Source organism: Neobacillus terrae (assembly GCF_011393025.1).
In the GTDB taxonomy this organism is placed as follows: Bacteria; Bacillota; Bacilli; order Bacillales; family Cytobacillaceae; genus Neobacillus_A; species Neobacillus_A terrae.
In genome coordinates this window covers 52,434-67,884 of the sequence record NZ_JAAOEO010000006.1, presented here as the reverse complement: position 1 = coordinate 67,884, position 15,451 = coordinate 52,434, and the positions used below count along the sequence as shown (strand labels likewise).

15 protein-coding genes and 1 pseudogene are annotated in these 15,451 nt (G+C 39.3%); 12 read left to right on the top strand and 4 right to left on the bottom strand.

Annotated elements, in window-relative coordinates; translation table 11 throughout:
* The first annotated feature begins 48 nt into the window (after positions 1-48).
* Together G8761_RS10525 and G8761_RS10520 are read left to right on the top strand one after the other, a co-directional pair.
* Positions 49-1,242, top strand: coding sequence for a glycine C-acetyltransferase (locus G8761_RS10525; RefSeq protein ID WP_166026344.1), 1,194 nt, complete (start codon positions 49-51; stop codon positions 1,240-1,242).
* Between the two features lie 33 nt (positions 1,243-1,275).
* Positions 1,276-2,220 (top strand): L-threonine 3-dehydrogenase, encoded by a 945-nt coding sequence (locus G8761_RS10520; protein ID WP_166026342.1) that lies wholly within the window; start codon positions 1,276-1,278, stop codon positions 2,218-2,220.
* A 162-nt stretch (positions 2,221-2,382) separates the two neighbouring features.
* Here the strand turns inward: G8761_RS10520 and selD are convergent, their stop codons facing one another.
* The gene (gene selD, locus G8761_RS10515) at positions 2,383-3,435 is read right to left on the bottom strand and encodes a selenide, water dikinase SelD (protein WP_166026340.1); all 1,053 of its coding nucleotides are present in this window, start codon (positions 3,433-3,435) and stop codon (positions 2,383-2,385) included.
* Positions 3,436-3,639: 204 nt separating this feature from the next.
* On the opposite strand from selD, the pseudogene G8761_RS10510 reads away from it, so the two are divergent.
* Positions 3,640-3,825: pseudogene (locus tag G8761_RS10510) on the top strand (Rdx family protein); the annotation flags it as partial.
* Positions 3,826-3,868: 43 nt separating this feature from the next.
* Here G8761_RS10510 and G8761_RS10505 read toward each other — a convergent pair.
* Positions 3,869-4,255, bottom strand: coding sequence for an Hsp20/alpha crystallin family protein (locus tag G8761_RS10505; RefSeq protein ID WP_166026338.1), 387 nt, complete (start codon positions 4,253-4,255; stop codon positions 3,869-3,871).
* A gap of 106 nt (positions 4,256-4,361) precedes the next feature.
* On the opposite strand from G8761_RS10505, the gene selA reads away from it, so the two are divergent.
* Complete coding sequence (gene selA / locus G8761_RS10500; protein WP_166026336.1) at positions 4,362-5,768, top strand: L-seryl-tRNA(Sec) selenium transferase; 1,407 nt, start codon at positions 4,362-4,364, stop codon at positions 5,766-5,768.
* A 100-nt stretch (positions 5,769-5,868) separates the two neighbouring features.
* Here the strand turns inward: selA and G8761_RS10495 are convergent, their stop codons facing one another.
* On the bottom strand, positions 5,869-6,012 hold the full coding sequence (locus tag G8761_RS10495; protein WP_166026334.1) for a small acid-soluble spore protein P: 144 nt from the start codon (positions 6,010-6,012) through the stop codon (positions 5,869-5,871).
* Between the two features lie 110 nt (positions 6,013-6,122).
* Here G8761_RS10495 and G8761_RS10490 point away from each other — a divergent pair, with 110 nt between their 5' ends.
* A complete protein-coding gene (locus tag G8761_RS10490; RefSeq protein ID WP_166026333.1) occupies positions 6,123-6,383 on the top strand; it encodes a hypothetical protein in 261 nt (86 codons plus the stop codon).
* Between the two features lie 381 nt (positions 6,384-6,764).
* On the opposite strand, the gene sspO is transcribed toward G8761_RS10490, so the two are convergent.
* Positions 6,765-6,914, bottom strand: a complete 150-nt coding sequence (gene sspO / locus G8761_RS10485; RefSeq protein WP_166026331.1) for a small acid-soluble spore protein O — start codon at positions 6,912-6,914, stop codon at positions 6,765-6,767.
* A gap of 328 nt (positions 6,915-7,242) precedes the next feature.
* Here sspO and acnA point away from each other — a divergent pair, with 328 nt between their 5' ends.
* The 7 genes from acnA to tlp all read left to right on the top strand — a co-directional run bounded on the left by acnA (position 7,243) and on the right by tlp (position 15,392).
* The gene (gene acnA, locus G8761_RS10480) at positions 7,243-9,972 is read left to right on the top strand and encodes an aconitate hydratase AcnA (RefSeq protein ID WP_166026329.1); all 2,730 of its coding nucleotides are present in this window, start codon (positions 7,243-7,245) and stop codon (positions 9,970-9,972) included.
* Between the two features lie 340 nt (positions 9,973-10,312).
* Positions 10,313-12,064 (top strand): ribosomal protection-like ABC-F family protein, encoded by a 1,752-nt coding sequence (gene abc-f / locus G8761_RS10475; RefSeq protein ID WP_166026327.1) that lies wholly within the window; start codon positions 10,313-10,315, stop codon positions 12,062-12,064.
* Between the two features lie 534 nt (positions 12,065-12,598).
* Positions 12,599-13,693: an S-methyl-5-thioribose-1-phosphate isomerase gene (gene mtnA / locus G8761_RS10470; RefSeq protein ID WP_243449977.1), complete on the top strand. Its 1,095-nt coding sequence runs from the start codon at positions 12,599-12,601 to the stop codon at positions 13,691-13,693.
* A 147-nt stretch (positions 13,694-13,840) separates the two neighbouring features.
* Positions 13,841-14,377: a redoxin domain-containing protein gene (locus tag G8761_RS10465; RefSeq protein WP_166026325.1), complete on the top strand. Its 537-nt coding sequence runs from the start codon at positions 13,841-13,843 to the stop codon at positions 14,375-14,377.
* A gap of 293 nt (positions 14,378-14,670) precedes the next feature.
* Positions 14,671-14,802, top strand: a complete 132-nt coding sequence (locus G8761_RS10460) for an FbpB family small basic protein (protein WP_027319564.1) — start codon at positions 14,671-14,673, stop codon at positions 14,800-14,802.
* A 67-nt stretch (positions 14,803-14,869) separates the two neighbouring features.
* A complete protein-coding gene (locus G8761_RS10455) occupies positions 14,870-15,013 on the top strand; it encodes an acid-soluble spore protein N (RefSeq protein ID WP_166026324.1) in 144 nt (47 codons plus the stop codon).
* A gap of 136 nt (positions 15,014-15,149) precedes the next feature.
* Positions 15,150-15,392 carry a small acid-soluble spore protein Tlp gene (gene tlp / locus G8761_RS10450; RefSeq protein WP_166026322.1) on the top strand — a complete coding sequence of 81 codons (243 nt, stop codon included), beginning with the start codon at positions 15,150-15,152 and terminating at the stop codon, positions 15,390-15,392.
* Positions 15,393-15,451: the final 59 nt, after the last annotated feature.

The following is a 15,451-nucleotide window of genomic DNA, read 5'->3' as shown; positions in this document are numbered from 1 at the left end:
TGTTTTTGATACAACAACAAAACGAGATTTCAAATGGGAGGTTCAAACATGTCCAGTAAAACATTAGAGCTATTTTTAAATGAAAATCTTGACGATTTGAAAGGAAAAGGTCTTTACAATGTGATTGACCCGCTTGAAAGCCCAAATGGCCCTGTTATTACGATTCAAGGTAAAGAGCTTATTAACCTTTCTTCCAATAATTATCTTGGGCTTGCGACGGACGAACGCCTTAAAAAAGCAGCAGCGGAAGCTCTTGATCAATTTGGTGTTGGCGCCGGTGCAGTAAGGACTATAAACGGAACATTAAAGCTACATGTTGATTTAGAAGAAAAATTGGCTGAGTTTAAGCACACTGAAGCTGCTATTGCTTATCAGTCAGGTTTTAATTGCAATATGGCAGCAATCTCTGCCGTTATGGATAAAAATGATGCTATTTTATCGGATGAATTAAACCACGCATCCATTATAGATGGCTGCCGCCTTTCACGTGCGGCTATTATCCGTTTCAACCATTCCGATATGGATGATTTACGAGCAAAAGCAAAAGAAGCTAAAGAATCAGGAAAATATAATAAATTAATGGTTATTACAGATGGTGTTTTTTCTATGGATGGGGACATCGCTCTGCTTCCTGAAATTGTGAAAATAGCAGAAGAATTTGACCTTATTACTTATGTAGATGATGCCCATGGTTCTGGAGTTCTTGGAAAAGGGGCAGGCACAGTCAAGCACTTTGGTCTATCTGATAAAATTGACTTTCAAATTGGTACATTATCAAAAGCAATTGGTGTTGTAGGCGGTTATGTTGCAGGTAAAAAAAATCTGATTGACTGGCTTAAAGTACGGAGCCGTCCATTCCTTTTCTCTACCTCTTTAACTCCAGCAGATGTTGCTGCAAGCAGAAAAGCCATTGAAATTTTAATGGAAAGCACTGAGTTGAACGAACGCCTTTGGGAGAATGGAAATTACCTGAAAAAAGGCTTGAAGGAACTTGGCTTTAATATCGGCAATAGTGAAACACCAATTACTCCTTGTATTATTGGCGATGAAAAACTGACACAGCAGTTCAGCAAACGCCTTAATGATGAAGGTGTTTACGCTAAAGCGATTGTGTTCCCGACAGTGCCACAGGGTACAGGAAGGGTGCGGAATATGCCAACAGCTGCCCATACGAAAGAAATGCTTGATAACGCAATTGCCATATACGAAAAAGTAGGAAGGGAAATGGGCGTTATTAAATAGCAATCGAAGTATTTTGCGGAGGATGGAGAATTAATGAAACGTATTTTAATTACGGGGGCATTGGGACAGATTGGATCAGAGCTTACCTTAAGACTACGAGAAGTTTATGGATCCGATAATGTTATTGCCACCGACATTCGGAAAAATGATAGTGAAGCTGCACAAAGCGGACCATTTGAAGTAGTCGATGTTACGAATCTGCAATCCATGATGGAAACAGCTAAAAAATATAATGTGGATACCGTTATGCATCTTGCTGCACTTTTATCTGCAACTGCAGAAGCAAAACCAGTTTTTGCATGGAATCTCAACATGGGCGGGCTCATGAATGCCCTTGAAACAGCAAGGGAACTTAAGGCTCAATTTTTCACGCCAAGTTCTATTGGAGCTTTTGGCCCTTCAACACCTAAGGACAATACCCCTCAGGACACGATAATGCGCCCTACTACCATGTACGGTGTAAACAAAGTAGCAGGAGAACTGTTATCTGATTATTACTTCCATAAGTTCGGCGTGGATACAAGGGGAGTACGTTTTCCTGGATTGATTTCATATGATACACCTCCAGGCGGCGGTACAACAGATTACGCAGTGGAAATCTATTATGAGGCTGTTAAAAACGGAAAATATACATCTTATATTGATAAAGGAACCTATATGGATATGATGTATATGCCTGATGCATTGAATGCCATCATAAACTTAATGGAAGCAGATTCTGCAAAGCTTATTCACAGGAATGCTTTTAATGTAACAGCAATGAGCTTTGCACCGGAAGAGATAGCAGCTGAAATCAAGAAAAATATTCCTGATTTTCATATAGAATATAATGTAGATCTGGATCGACAAAAAATTGCTGAGAGCTGGCCAAATTCCATTGATGCGTCTGCAGCAGCTGCAGAGTGGGGCTTTAAGGCTGAATATAATCTTGAAACAATGACTAAAGACATGATTGAAAAGCTTCGTCAAAAGCTGTAATCCTTTTAAAAGGGACCAAATAATTTTTTATTTGGTCCTTTTTTTCGTATAGAAACTATTGCAATTCGGCACCACAAGTCTTTCATCCTCTAAACAGGGCTTAGTCTTTTGTTCTTTCTATAGGTAAATCCAGACTAAAAAAAGCATTCCAGAATGGAATGCTTATCTTGAAACATAGATTAACTTGTCCTTTTGATTTGAAACACGCCCAATGATAGCGGCGTAACCAACTCCGTTATCATGAAGATTTGCGATATACTGAACGGCCTCTTCTTCAGAAATAGAGATCAAAAGTCCTCCTGAGGTAACTGCATCACATAATACAATTTGTTCATAATCTGAGATATCTTCATAATAAATATCGTTAAACAGCCATTTATGATTAGATTTCGAACCTCCAGGTACAACCCCATCTTTTGCAAGTTCAAATGATCCTTCCAAAACTGGCACCTTCGATAATTCTATTTCAAAAGATACCCCGCTGCCACGAGCCATTTCGCTTCCATGTCCGAGCAGACCAAATCCTGTAACATCTGTAACGGCATGAGGATGGAACGGCATAAGATTTTCTGCTGCAGCCTTATTCAGCTCAGCCATTGTTTCTGTTACTACCTGTTCCTGGTCTGGGGTAACTGCTCCCCGTTTAATGCCAGTGGTTAAAATTCCGACTCCAATTGGTTTTGTCAGGACAAGTACATCTCCTGGCTGGGCCCCAACATTTTTCCACACCTTATCCGGGTGTACAATGCCGGTTACAGACAAACCAAATTTAGGTTCCTGATCATCAATTGAGTGACCACCGACGGTAAGAGCACCGGCTTCTTTAACTTTATCGGCTGCCCCCCGAAGAATATCAGACAACGTGGCAGGACCCAGCTTTTTAATCGGATAACCTACTATATTCAATACTGTTTTGGGTTCCCCGCCCATTGCATAAACATCACTTAAAGAGTTTGCTGCTGCAATTTGTCCAAACATATATGGATCATCAACGATTGGAGTAAAGTAATCAACCGTTTGAATCAGGGCAATAGAATCCGTTAATTTATAAACCCCTGCATCATCGGATGTTTCGTGTCCCACGAGAAGCTCAGGAACAGGATCTTGCTTTGGCAATTGACGCAAAACTTGCGCCAGGTCCTCAGGACCAATTTTACAGCCTCAACCAGCTTTTGTTGAAAAAGAAGTAAGGCGAATTTTTTCATGTTCACTCATCAAGTCCACCTCCATTTCATTAGTATAACTCTTGCTAAGAAAAACTGCACTTCCAGAAGCATAACATTTGCGAAAGAATTATGGGGTATACTAAAATTATTATATCCTAGTGGGTATATTAAGATATTTATTTTTCCAGGGGGTTTATTCATGAAAAAGCACCAGGTTATCGTCGAATTTTGTATGATGTGAAACTACGCACCAAAAGCCGCGAGTTTCGCGGAAGAACTTTTTACTCATTTTCGAAGAGATATTGAAAAAATGGAACTGGTACCTGTATCAGGCGGTGCCTTTGAAGTAACAGTAGATGATCAAAAAATTTACTCCAAGCTTGAAACTGGAGTATTTCCAAATACAGAAGAAATAATTAGTAAAATTGAATCTCTATAAGTAAAGAGCCCTCTGCAGTAATCGCAGAGGGCTTTAAATGTATTTATGGTAATGTAACAAAGCGATTTTTCCCTAAACCAGGATCGGTTTTGGAAATAAATACTTCAAGTGTTCCATTAGAGAATAAAGCGGTTACTTTTTTCTCAATGATTTGAAAAGGAAATTCCACTTTTCGAACGAGGCGTTCACCCTTGGAAGGATGAGAGTCATCCTTCTTTGTGGCGGTTATAATTAATTCATTTTCATTTATATAAACGGTAATTTCCGAGCTTTCAAAATCCGGAAGAACCGCTTCCACAATCCATTTTTTATCTGTTTCATACAAATCAATACGAAATTGCATGTGATCTAAATAAGTAGTAAGCGGATCAAGAAAATATGTTTCCAGCCATTTTTCCATTTTTGAGGAATCATTGGGCTTTTCAGACATTGGAATCCCCCTTTGCTTGGTTCATTTTATTCACTTAATTTCAAAAGGTGAAAAGATGGTATAATAACAAATATCCATTTTCAATTTGCGTAAAGGGGTTTTAAGTGTGAAACAATGGCTGCGCTCAATTCCAGCCGTACATGAGCTTCAACAGCATGAACGGTTTTACCATCTTCTTGGTAAATACAATATTGATTCTGCTTCTTTAAGCGAAAATTTAAAACTAATTCTTGATCAATGCCGCCAATCCATATTGGGCAGTAAATGGGAAGGCCCTGAGCCCGGCACTGCTTCTTTTATAGATACCCTATTTAATAGGCTCGATCAGCTCCTGAGCCAGAGATTTGCCTATACTATAAAAAGAGTTATCAATGCTACAGGAACAATTCTTCATACCAATTTAGGCAGGGCGAGACTCAGTGAGGAAGCAATTAAGCATGTTTTAAATACAGCCCAAAATTATACCAATTTAGAATACATACTTGAAATAGGAGAACGTGGGTCCCGCCATAGCCATGTGGAGGAACTTTTAAAGCGGATAACTGGAGCTGAAGCAGCTATGGTCGTGAATAATAATGCTGCATCAGTTTATCTGATTTTAAGGGCTCTTGCTAATTCCAAAGAGGTTATCGTATCTAGAGGCCAGCTTGTTGAAATAGGAGGATCGTTCCGTATATCTTCTATTATGGAAGAGAGCGGGGCTAAATTAAAGGAAGTCGGGACCACTAACAAAACTCATTTGTATGATTATGAAAATGCTGTTTCAGAGGAAACAGGCATGATTTTGAAGGTTCATACAAGCAACTTTAAAACAATTGGTTTTACAAAGACAGTTGATTCTAAAGAATTAATTGATTTAACCCATAATTTAAATAATGTGGTCTACTATGAAGATTTAGGAAGCGGAGCATTATATGACTACCGGAAACAGGGGATTGGGGAAGAGCCCGTTGTGAGGGAAGTAATTGACATGGGTGCTGACCTAGTTTCTTTTAGCGGCGATAAGCTTCTTGGAGGACCGCAGGCGGGGATTATAGCAGGAAGGAAAAGCCTAATAGATAAGCTGAAAAAGCATCAGCTGGCGAGGGTTGTTAGGGTGGATAAAATGACGCTTGCAGCCCTCGAGGGAACCCTTATGGAATACGAAAAAGGTGAAAATGCTGTAAGAAATATACCCACATTAAGGGATATTCTAGTTCCGCTTAATGAACTGACGGAACGTTCTAAAGAGTTTGTTGAAAGATTAACCCCTATGGCACCATTATTGTCTGCAAAAATAATTGAAGGGACAAGCCAGGTAGGGGGAGGAACCATGCCGGAAGTGAAGATACCTACTCGGCTAATATCGCTTAAGCACCATTCATTAAGTGCAGAACAAATGGGAATAGAACTTCGTACAAATGCTGAACAGCCAATTGTAGCTAGAATCCAAAAAGAGGAACTGCTGATTGATTTAAGATCTGTAACTCCTGAAGAAGAGACATTAATTCTAAATGCTCTGACAAAATTGTAAAAAGAAATAGAATTATACAAAGGCTGCCGATTTGGCAGCCTTTATCTAATGCCGTTCTTAGCGGCCGTCCTATAACCCCACCTGTATGGTGGATCTATTTCTACAAATCGTGATGGTGACCATGTTTAGCATGTGAATGCTGTCTGTTTTTTACCTTATGTGAACCGCTTAATGGAGCGGGCTGTCCGGACTTATTCCCTTTAGGGGCGTTGCGGTGCATGTCTTTGCTGTCGTTTTTGTTCATCTTCATCCCTCCTATAATTAGAATGCTTTTTACATCTAATTTTATTCTGCATATTTCTTGAAGGGTTGAGCAATTTAACGGTAAACACAGCGAGAGGAGTGAACCAAACAATGCCTTACCATAAGAATAAACAGCAGGCATTCCAGGCTGCCCAGCAGGGGGTTGAAGATGCAAGAGAGCTTTATTCTGAGATCGTTAATGACAGTGCCAGCTATGGCCATCAGCTTCAATACCTTAAGCAGGAAGTAAATGAAGCCTACCAACAAATTGAAAATGCTCTTGAAGTAGCTTCAGAACATCAACGGGTCCAGCTCCAACAATTTCAGCAGGACCTGCAAAAAATTGTTCAGGAAGTCAATAATTACGAATAAAGAAAACATTATCCTGTTAATAAATCCTTTAAAGGCGGGCTTTTCATACCCGCCTTTTTGAATGGTTTAGAAAGTATAAAGTTTTACCTTTTAAATTGTCTAGCTCCAGCGCCCAGCGAGTTTTCATCTCTGTAAAGCTTCCTTTGAGTATCTTGCATCAAGTATGACCTTTAGGGGATACTTGGTGCAGCTAGTGTCCATCCCGCTTCTCCCTACGATAGTCAACATCGAAATGCTTTACATTTCGTGTATCCTTTATCTCAGTCGAAGTGGAGGCCCGCAAGACGCGGGTCAGAAAGGCGTTGCCACAGGACGTGGTGACCTTAGCCTTTCTTCAAATGGCCATACGTCGCTGAACGGGGGCTTGCACTTTTCTTAATTTTATTGATTTTTTTTCCGCTTTTTATTATTTTGCTTTTCCATTTCAGTTAAAGGCTCATTGGCCATTTCTTCGTTATAGCCCGCTCCTTTCCCCTGACCTTTTGCAGCATTCGCTCCAGGAATAACATGATTCGCTTTTCTTCTTTGCACAAAACTCACCTCCTGTATTTTTATTGTTTCCTTTAGAATTAAAAAGAATGAAGAAGTATTGTTTTTTCAACATAACAAAAGGCGATGTTAATATTAATTAAATTAAACAAAAATCCCCCTTAAAATAGCGAATCAAGGATTTAAATCGCTAAAACGAATAATTTAATAAGAAAAACTTATCAGCCGCAATAACATTCTTGTTATTTACTTATATAAAATGTTGTATTAAGATTAGAATTGTGAGAAAAGTGAGGATGGATGGGAAGATTCAAACTTTTCGACTTTTAAAGTAATTTAGTATATGATGTCGATTGAAGGGGGAAGTATTATGGTGAAAAACGATGTTTTTAATGCGCGTTCTTCTTTTGAAGTGAATGGTAAACGCTATCACTATTACCGTTTAAACGCACTGCAGGACGCAGGTGTTGCCAATGTATCAAAATTGCCATATTCCGTTAAAGTATTACTTGAATCAGTGCTCCGCCAGCTTGATGGCCGCGTAATTACGAAAGAGCACGTTGAAAATCTTGCAAAATGGGGAACAAGCGAAGTTAAGGAAATTGATGTACCTTTTAAACCTTCACGTGTTATCCTCCAGGACTTCACTGGTGTTCCAGCTGTAGTTGACCTTGCTTCATTAAGAAAAGCAATGGCAGACATGGGTGGAGACCCTGATAAAATCAATCCTGAAAAGACAGTTGATCTTGTTATCGACCACTCTGTACAGGTTGACAAATATGGAACTCCTGATTCCCTAGAAGCTAATATGGAACTTGAATTTGAGCGTAACGCAGAGCGTTACCAATTCCTAAGCTGGGCACAAAAAGCATTCAATAACTACCGTGCAGTTCCTCCTGCAACTGGTATCGTTCACCAGGTAAACCTTGAGTTTCTTGCTGATGTTGTACATGTAGCAGAAAACGCTGACGGGGAGCTTGAAACTTACCCAGATACACTAGTGGGAACTGACTCCCATACAACCATGATCAATGGTCTTGGTGTACTTGGATGGGGTGTAGGCGGTATCGAGGCAGAAGCTGGAATGCTAGGCCAGCCATCTTATTTCCCAGTACCTGAAGTAGTAGGGGTTAAACTTACTGGTGATCTTCCAAACGGCGCTACTGCTACTGACGTTGCTTTGAAAGTTACGCAAGTGCTGAGAAGCCAGGGGGTAGTTGGTAAATTTGTTGAGTTCTTTGGTCAAGGCGTATCTGTTCTTCCATTGGCTGACCGTGCTACAATTGCCAACATGGCTCCAGAATACGGCGCAACCTGCGGATTTTTCGCAATTGACAATGAATCACTTAATTATTTGCGTTTAACTGGCCGCGATGAAGAGCAAATTCAAGTCGTAGAACAGTATTGCAAAGAAAATGGGTTATTCTTTAATCCTAACGATGAACCTGTTTATACAAATGTTGTAGAAATTAACCTTTCAGAAATTGAAGCAAACCTTTCAGGTCCTAAGCGTCCGCAGGATTTGATTCCTCTTTCACAAATGAAGGAATCTTTCAATACCGCGGTAACAGCTCCACAAGGAAACCAGGGCTTTGGATTCAAGGAAAAGGAATTAGATAAAGAAGTAACTGTTACTTTCCATAATGGAGATCAAACGGTTATGAAAACTGGTGCGGTTGCTATTGCAGCTATTACAAGCTGTACAAACACATCCAATCCATATGTAATGGCTGGTGCCGGACTTGTTGCCAAGAAGGCTGTTGAACTTGGAATGGAAGTTCCTAAGTTTGTTAAAACTTCCTTGGCTCCAGGATCAAAGGTAGTAACAGGCTATCTTCGTGATTCCGGATTGCTTCCTTATCTTGAGCAAATGGGCTTTAACCTTGTCGGTTACGGATGTACTACTTGTATTGGTAACTCCGGCCCACTTCGTGAAGAAATTGAGAAAGCCGTTGCTGACAGCGACCTTCTTGTTACTTCCGTACTTTCCGGAAACCGTAACTTTGAAGGACGGATTCATCCGCTTGTTAAAGCAAACTACCTTGCTTCACCTCCATTGGTTGTTGCTTACGCACTTGCAGGTACAGTTAATATTGATTTCGCATCTGAGCCAATCGGCAAAGATAAAGAAGGCAATGACGTATTCTTCAAGGATATCTGGCCAACTACTGAGGAAGTAAATGAAATAGTTAAGCGTACTGTAACTCCTGAGCTTTTCCGTAGGGAGTATGAGCATGTATTCAGCGATAATGAACGCTGGAATGAAATCAAAACTAGCAATGAACCACTGTATACTTGGGATACAGACTCCACTTATATCCAGAATCCTCCATTCTTTGAGGGATTAACACCAAATCCTGATGAAGTTAAACCTTTATCTGGTCTTCGTGTAGTAGCCAAGTTTGGTGATTCTGTAACTACAGACCATATTTCACCAGCTGGTGCTATTGGTAAAAATACACCAGCGGGCAAGTATCTACTTGAAAAAGGCGTTCAGCCTCGTGACTTTAACTCTTACGGCTCTCGTCGTGGAAATCATGAAGTTATGATGCGCGGAACTTTTGCGAACATCCGTATTCGCAACCAGATTGCACCTGGCACAGAAGGCGGAGTTACAACTTACTGGCCAACTGGTGAAGTCACTTCCATTTATGATGCTTGCATGCAGTATAAAGAAAATGGTACTGGACTTGTTGTTTTAGCAGGCAATGATTATGGAATGGGTTCTTCACGTGACTGGGCTGCAAAAGGTACCAATCTTTTAGGAATTAAAACTGTTATTGCTCAAAGCTTCGAGCGTATCCACCGTTCAAACCTTGTATTAATGGGAGTTCTTCCTCTTCAATTCAAGGATGGAGATAGTGCTGAAACTCTTGGGTTAACAGGTAAAGAAACAATCAGCGTTCAAGTTGATGAAACAGTAAGACCGAGGGATATTGTAAGGGTAACTGCTACAGACGAAAACGGCAAAGTTACTGAGTTTGATGTTCTTGTCCGTTTTGACTCTGAAGTAGAAATCGATTACTACCGCCATGGCGGAATCCTTCCAATGGTACTTCGTGAAAAACTAAAAACTTCCAATACTAGCGACGTTCTGTAAGTAAAAGGAATAATCCTTAAGAAGAGAACCATGTTACTACACATGGTTCTTCTTTTTGTTTAACACTCTTCTAAATGAAAGAATTGTTTGACAATAACCCTTAGTGCCGATAAAATAAGCCTTAACTAAACGTAAAGGAATGATAAAGAGGGATGAAGTATTAATCTTATTTTTCACCACATTATTCGAATAACGATAATGATGGACCTGAAGAATGGGATTAGTATGCCTTTTTATCAAGAGCGCAAAGAGACTATGCTGTTTAACTATGGCTCTATTTGTACTCCTTTTTAGCTATGGCTTTATTAATCCTCTTCAGGTACCTGAGGAGGATTTTTTTATGGCAAAAAATAATAATTTATACGAGCATCAGTTATTAGAAACAGTGTTAAATGTAAAGAAGCTGACTAAAAGCTTCGCTGACCTAACCATTATTAATGAAATTGATCTGCAAATTAAAAGGGGTGACAGAATTGGTCTTGTTGGTTATAACGGATCAGGGAAAACCACCCTGGCGAAATTATTAATAGGAATTGAAAAAGCCGATAGAGGTTCAATAGAATTTTTAAGAAAAATAAATATTGGTTATCTTCCTCAGTCAATTGAAATAAGCGAAGAAATTGCTGATATGGATCAGGACTACTCCCATACCTTAAAGCAATTGAGTATGCTGGGACTTCAAAAATTACAAGCATGGGATGATGACCGTTTGAAGAATTTAAGTGGCGGGGAAAAACTAAAGCTTGCTTTATCTCTGATTTGGCATAAGAATACAGACTTCCTCCTTCTTGATGAACCAACAAACCATTTAGATTTTAAGGGAATGGAGTGGCTGGCTACAGAGCTTGAAAAATTTGATGGACCTGCCATTATAATTTCCCACGATCGCCACTTTTTGGATAGGACAGTTAATCAAATTTATGAGTTAAGAAATAGCAAACTGCATGTTTATAATGGAAACTATAGTGATTATCAGAAGGAAAAGCATCGGCAAAAAGAAGTACAGCTACATCAATATGAGACACAAATGAACATGAAGAGGAAGATAGAATCACAAATACAGCAGTTGAAAAACTGGTCTGAGAAGGCACATAGGGAATCCACAAAGCAAGGTTCACCTTCCGAAAAGCGTCAAATAGGCTTTAAAGAATATCACCGTGTAAAAGCCAAAAGAATGGATCAGCAAGTTAAATCCAAAATGAAAAGGCTTGAACAAGAGCTGGACAAAAATAAAATTGAAAAGCCAGATGAAGAAGCTTCTATCTCGTTCCAATTTGAATCAAAGAGTAAAAGGGGAAGGAGAATAATTGAGGCGAAAGGAATAACAAAAAGGTACGGAACCAGGATATTATACAAGGATAGCCATTTTACGATACAGCATGGCGAAAGAATTGCTTTATTAGGCGAGAATGGCTGTGGTAAAACCACGTTAATAAAAAATATTCTGGGGGATGCCCCGTTAAGTTCAGGGGAAATATGGTGCAGTGATTCATTAAAAATTGCTTATCTTAGCCAGGACGTGCTTGATCTGCCACCAAAAAAAACAATCCTTGAGGCTTTAGACTTAAACACCAGGGAGGAAACCCAAACGGCCAGAACCCTCCTGGCAAATCTGGGACTGAATAAAGAAACTATAGGGAGGAAGGTCGGAACATTAAGCCTTGGTGAACGAACTAGAGTCAAACTGGCAGATTTATTGATGAAGGAATATGATCTGTTGATTTTGGATGAACCAACCAATCATCTTGACCTTCCCAGCAGAGAACAGCTTGAAGAAACATTGAACCTTTTTAATGGTACCGTCATAGCTGTATCTCACGATTTTTATTTTATTAATAAAATCTGTGATAAGGTACTTGCTTTTGAAAATGATAAAATTCAGCGGTATGAGCTTTCACCTTATGAACATTACCATAGGAAAAATCAGTTAGAAGAAAGCGGTATTCGAACAGAAGAAACTCTTATGGTAATTGAAAACCGTATCACTGCGTTACTAGGAGAGCTCTCTTTACTTGATCCAATAAGTGAAAAATATAGGGAGCTTGATACAGAGTTCAAACGTCTGCTCTCTTTAAAAAAGGCTCTTTTTTAAGAAATTGTTGCAATTTGAAGAAACAGTGAGAAAAAATAGGCGAGACTCCTCGAAAATGCATTCGCATTTTCTTCGTGCGGTGACGATTCACCGATGCAATCTCAACGTCCTGCGGGAAAAGCAAGCCAGGCGAGACCCCGCAGGTCGTTAGCGACCGAGGAGAAAGAAGAACGGAAGCGCCTTGTTCAGCCCCGACAAGCGCTGGAGGGCCTGACGATGAAGTCGTTCTTTACTTCAAAGTCAGGACTGAAGCGACCTCGAGGGGCTAGGTGCTGAAGTTTGACAGGCTCGTGGATTGCCCTCGGAAAGCGAGTCTATTTTTGCTTTTATAAACAACAGAGCTTACGAAAAGAGCTTTAAAAAAAGGTCTATTCTAATAATTTAAGGGGCCAAAGGATGGCCCTTTTGATGTTTTCATAAATTTTAAGTATTAAGTATTATAAAACCGATTGATTTAAAAAATTCTAAAAAGACGAATAAATTTCTTCCTCTAAAGTCTGATTTAATGTTAAAATGTCGAAGGAATCTTATGGAATGGCTTTTACAGATTTATCTGCAGAAGAGGGGATGGAAGAATTGAGTGAGCAAGTTTTTTTAAGTTCAGTATCATACAGCAATGGAAAATTAAAAATTTTAGATCAAACTAAAATACCCAATAAAACCGAATTCCTTGAAATAGAAGATATACAAGATGCCTGGGATGCAATCAAGCAATTGAAAGTACGTGGTGCTCCTGCGATAGGTATTGCTGCTGCTTATGGATTATTGCTGGGAATCAAAAATGCTCCTGAAAGTTCGTTCGAGAATTTTTATCAGGTTTTTAAAGATCAATCCAATTATTTGGCGACTTCAAGGCCAACAGCCGTTAATTTATTTTGGGCTTTAAAGCGTATGGACGATACAGTTCAAAAATCAAAGCTTCTTTCTATAAAGGAAATAAAGGAAGCACTTGAAAGAGAGGCTCACTTTATTCGACAAGAAGATGAGGAAGTATGCCGTTCCATCGGTGAAAACGCACTGACTCTTTTCGAAGACGGAATAGGAGTGCTGACACACTGTAATGCAGGGGGCATTGCTACTGCAAAATACGGGACGGCTCTTGCACCGCTTTATCTTGCAAAAGAAAAAGGCTGGAATCTTCGTGTATTCGCTGACGAAACAAGACCTTTGCTCCAAGGGGCCCGTTTAACAGCATGGGAGCTTCAGCAGGCAGGAATAGATGTTACTCTTATAACAGACAGTATGGCTGCCATGGTAATGTCTAAGGGATGGGTACAAGCCGTTATTGTCGGATGTGATCGGGTAGCTGCAAATGGTGATGTAGCAAATAAAATCGGTACTTATGGGGTCGCTTTGCTAGCAAAAGCTCATAATATTCCTTTTTATGTTGCCGCTCCTATTTCTACGATCGATCTTGAAACAAAAACAGGAAATGACATACCAATTGAAGAGCGTGATGCAAGAGAGATCACCGAGGGATTTGGACAAAGAACCGCACCTGAGGGTGTAAAAGTGTTTAATCCTGCATTTGACGTCACTCCTTCACATTTAGTTTCTGCCATTATTACCGAAAAAGGAATTATCAAAGGAAACTACGGTGAAGAATTAGAAAAGCTCTTACAAAAGTAAAGAATGGAATTAATAAGAACATACTCTTAGTACAGTTAGTATTCTTTTTTATTGTTTACTGAATCGACACATTTACAGCCTTATTTCTACCTGTATTATAGTGTAAAATCAGTTTAGCAGTATCTTTCTGGAATAAGGAGGAGCACTATGATAAAAAAAGTAATAGCGGCTGTTATTTTAATCGTTCTTTTGTCTGTCGCTATCGTCCAGGCCCTGGAGAAAAAGGCCGACACACCCAAGGAATCAAAAACATCCATGGAAGAAAACCAAGGATTAAAAACTGGTGTAAAAGCACCTGATTTTGAATTAAAGACATTGACAGGTGAAACAGTAAAACTTTCTGATTTAAAAGGAAAAAAAGTCATGCTTAATTTCTGGGCAACGTGGTGTCCGCCATGTAAAGCTGAAATGCCTGAAATGGAGCAATTTTTTAAAGAAGATCATAAAGCTCTTGAAATACTCGCAGTTAATATTGATCCACAATTGGACGTAAAAGGCTTTGCAGATCAAAATGGGATTACTTTCCCTATCCTGTTAGACGATAAAGATGAAGTTAATGCAAAATATCACATTATCTCAATTCCAACAACTTATTTTATTGACAGTAAAGGCATAATACAGGATAAGTTTACAGGAGCAATGCCACTAGAGGCAATGCAGCAATATACACAGGATTTAAAGTAAATAGAGAAGATTAATGAAAGAACACCAATGCGGGTGTTCTTTTTTAGGTAATAAGAATTTATATCTATAAATTCTGAACGCTTAAGCAAAACTAGGGCATCCGCCAAAAGGATTTGGCGAATGACAAGTTTTTCTGATATTTCACTCTTACTGCTTTTGAAAAACAGAACAAACAGGCTTGACATGAAAAGAGGAAAAGTTAAAATACGATTAAATTTTCAAAAAGTTGTAATAATTGCAACCGTTTCCGGGCATAATAACTGTTAGAATAGTGAATAAGGAAGGTGATAAACATGAGAAAGCCAAGAAAAAGATCTTTTGCCGAGCTGGTATTAGAAAATAAAAATCAGCTTTTGAAGGATCGTGCTGCTATGGATAGAATCGAGGAACGTTTGGAAGAAAAACGCCTTGGTAAAGCGGAATAACTCTCATTGTTTTCCAAACATGATTCCTGCCCCCTCGGGAAAATTATTATAGAGGAGGGATAAGGAAATGGGTAACCCAAAAAGAGACAGTAAACATTATGTTCCCAGCCATCTTGGCACACAGCCGCGAGGATTCAGCGGCAATAAAGGGAAAAAAATGAATGATACCTCAGGTCAACACGCTCAGGTTATACAAACCAAAGGCGAATAATTAAAGGACCCGGTCAATTAGACCGGGTTAATTTATGTTCTTATACCCATTTAAAAAACATCCACAAATTTGATGTGATAAATTTTATTATCCGATACAAACTATATTTGTACCAAACCTTCAAGGAGGAATTGAAATGACCCTATATAATAATAAACCAAAACCAGATGACAGAAGCGATAATGTTGAAAAGCTTCAGTCAATGATTCACGATACAATTGAGAATATGGAAGCAGCTGAAGAATCTCTAGCCTATGCTAATAATGATGAACAGCGAAGACAGATCGAAGCAAAGAACGAACGCAGACGCGAAAGCCTCGAGGCTTTTCGTGAAGAAGTTAAAGATGAAGCTAGAGCTTCCCAAAACAACGAGTTTTAATTTTGACGGCCTCCAGAAATGGATGGCCTTTTTTTCTGAAATCGAGACTCATTTGGGAA

What these genes read in the sequence shown, in the direction of transcription:
- G8761_RS10525 (WP_166026344.1), top strand. Translation starts at nt 49, where the DNA reads ATGTCCAGTAAAACATTAGAGCTATTTTTAAATGAAAATCTTGACGAT.
- G8761_RS10520 (WP_166026342.1), top strand. Translation starts at nt 1,276, where the DNA reads ATGAAACGTATTTTAATTACGGGGGCATTGGGACAGATTGGATCAGAG.
- G8761_RS10505 (WP_166026338.1), bottom strand. Translation starts at nt 4,255, where the DNA reads ATGTCTGAAAAGCCCAATGATTCCTCAAAAATGGAAAAATGGCTGGAA.
- G8761_RS10495 (WP_166026334.1), bottom strand. Translation starts at nt 6,012, where the DNA reads ATGAACAAAAACGACAGCAAAGACATGCACCGCAACGCCCCTAAAGGG.
- G8761_RS10490 (WP_166026333.1), top strand. Translation starts at nt 6,123, where the DNA reads ATGCCTTACCATAAGAATAAACAGCAGGCATTCCAGGCTGCCCAGCAG.
- acnA (WP_166026329.1), top strand. Translation starts at nt 7,243, where the DNA reads ATGGTGAAAAACGATGTTTTTAATGCGCGTTCTTCTTTTGAAGTGAAT.
- abc-f (WP_166026327.1), top strand. Translation starts at nt 10,313, where the DNA reads ATGGCAAAAAATAATAATTTATACGAGCATCAGTTATTAGAAACAGTG.
- mtnA (WP_243449977.1), top strand. Translation starts at nt 12,599, where the DNA reads ATGGCTTTTACAGATTTATCTGCAGAAGAGGGGATGGAAGAATTGAGT.
- G8761_RS10465 (WP_166026325.1), top strand. Translation starts at nt 13,841, where the DNA reads ATGATAAAAAAAGTAATAGCGGCTGTTATTTTAATCGTTCTTTTGTCT.
- G8761_RS10460 (WP_027319564.1), top strand. Translation starts at nt 14,671, where the DNA reads ATGAGAAAGCCAAGAAAAAGATCTTTTGCCGAGCTGGTATTAGAAAAT.
- G8761_RS10455 (WP_166026324.1), top strand. Translation starts at nt 14,870, where the DNA reads ATGGGTAACCCAAAAAGAGACAGTAAACATTATGTTCCCAGCCATCTT.
- tlp (WP_166026322.1), top strand. Translation starts at nt 15,150, where the DNA reads ATGACCCTATATAATAATAAACCAAAACCAGATGACAGAAGCGATAAT.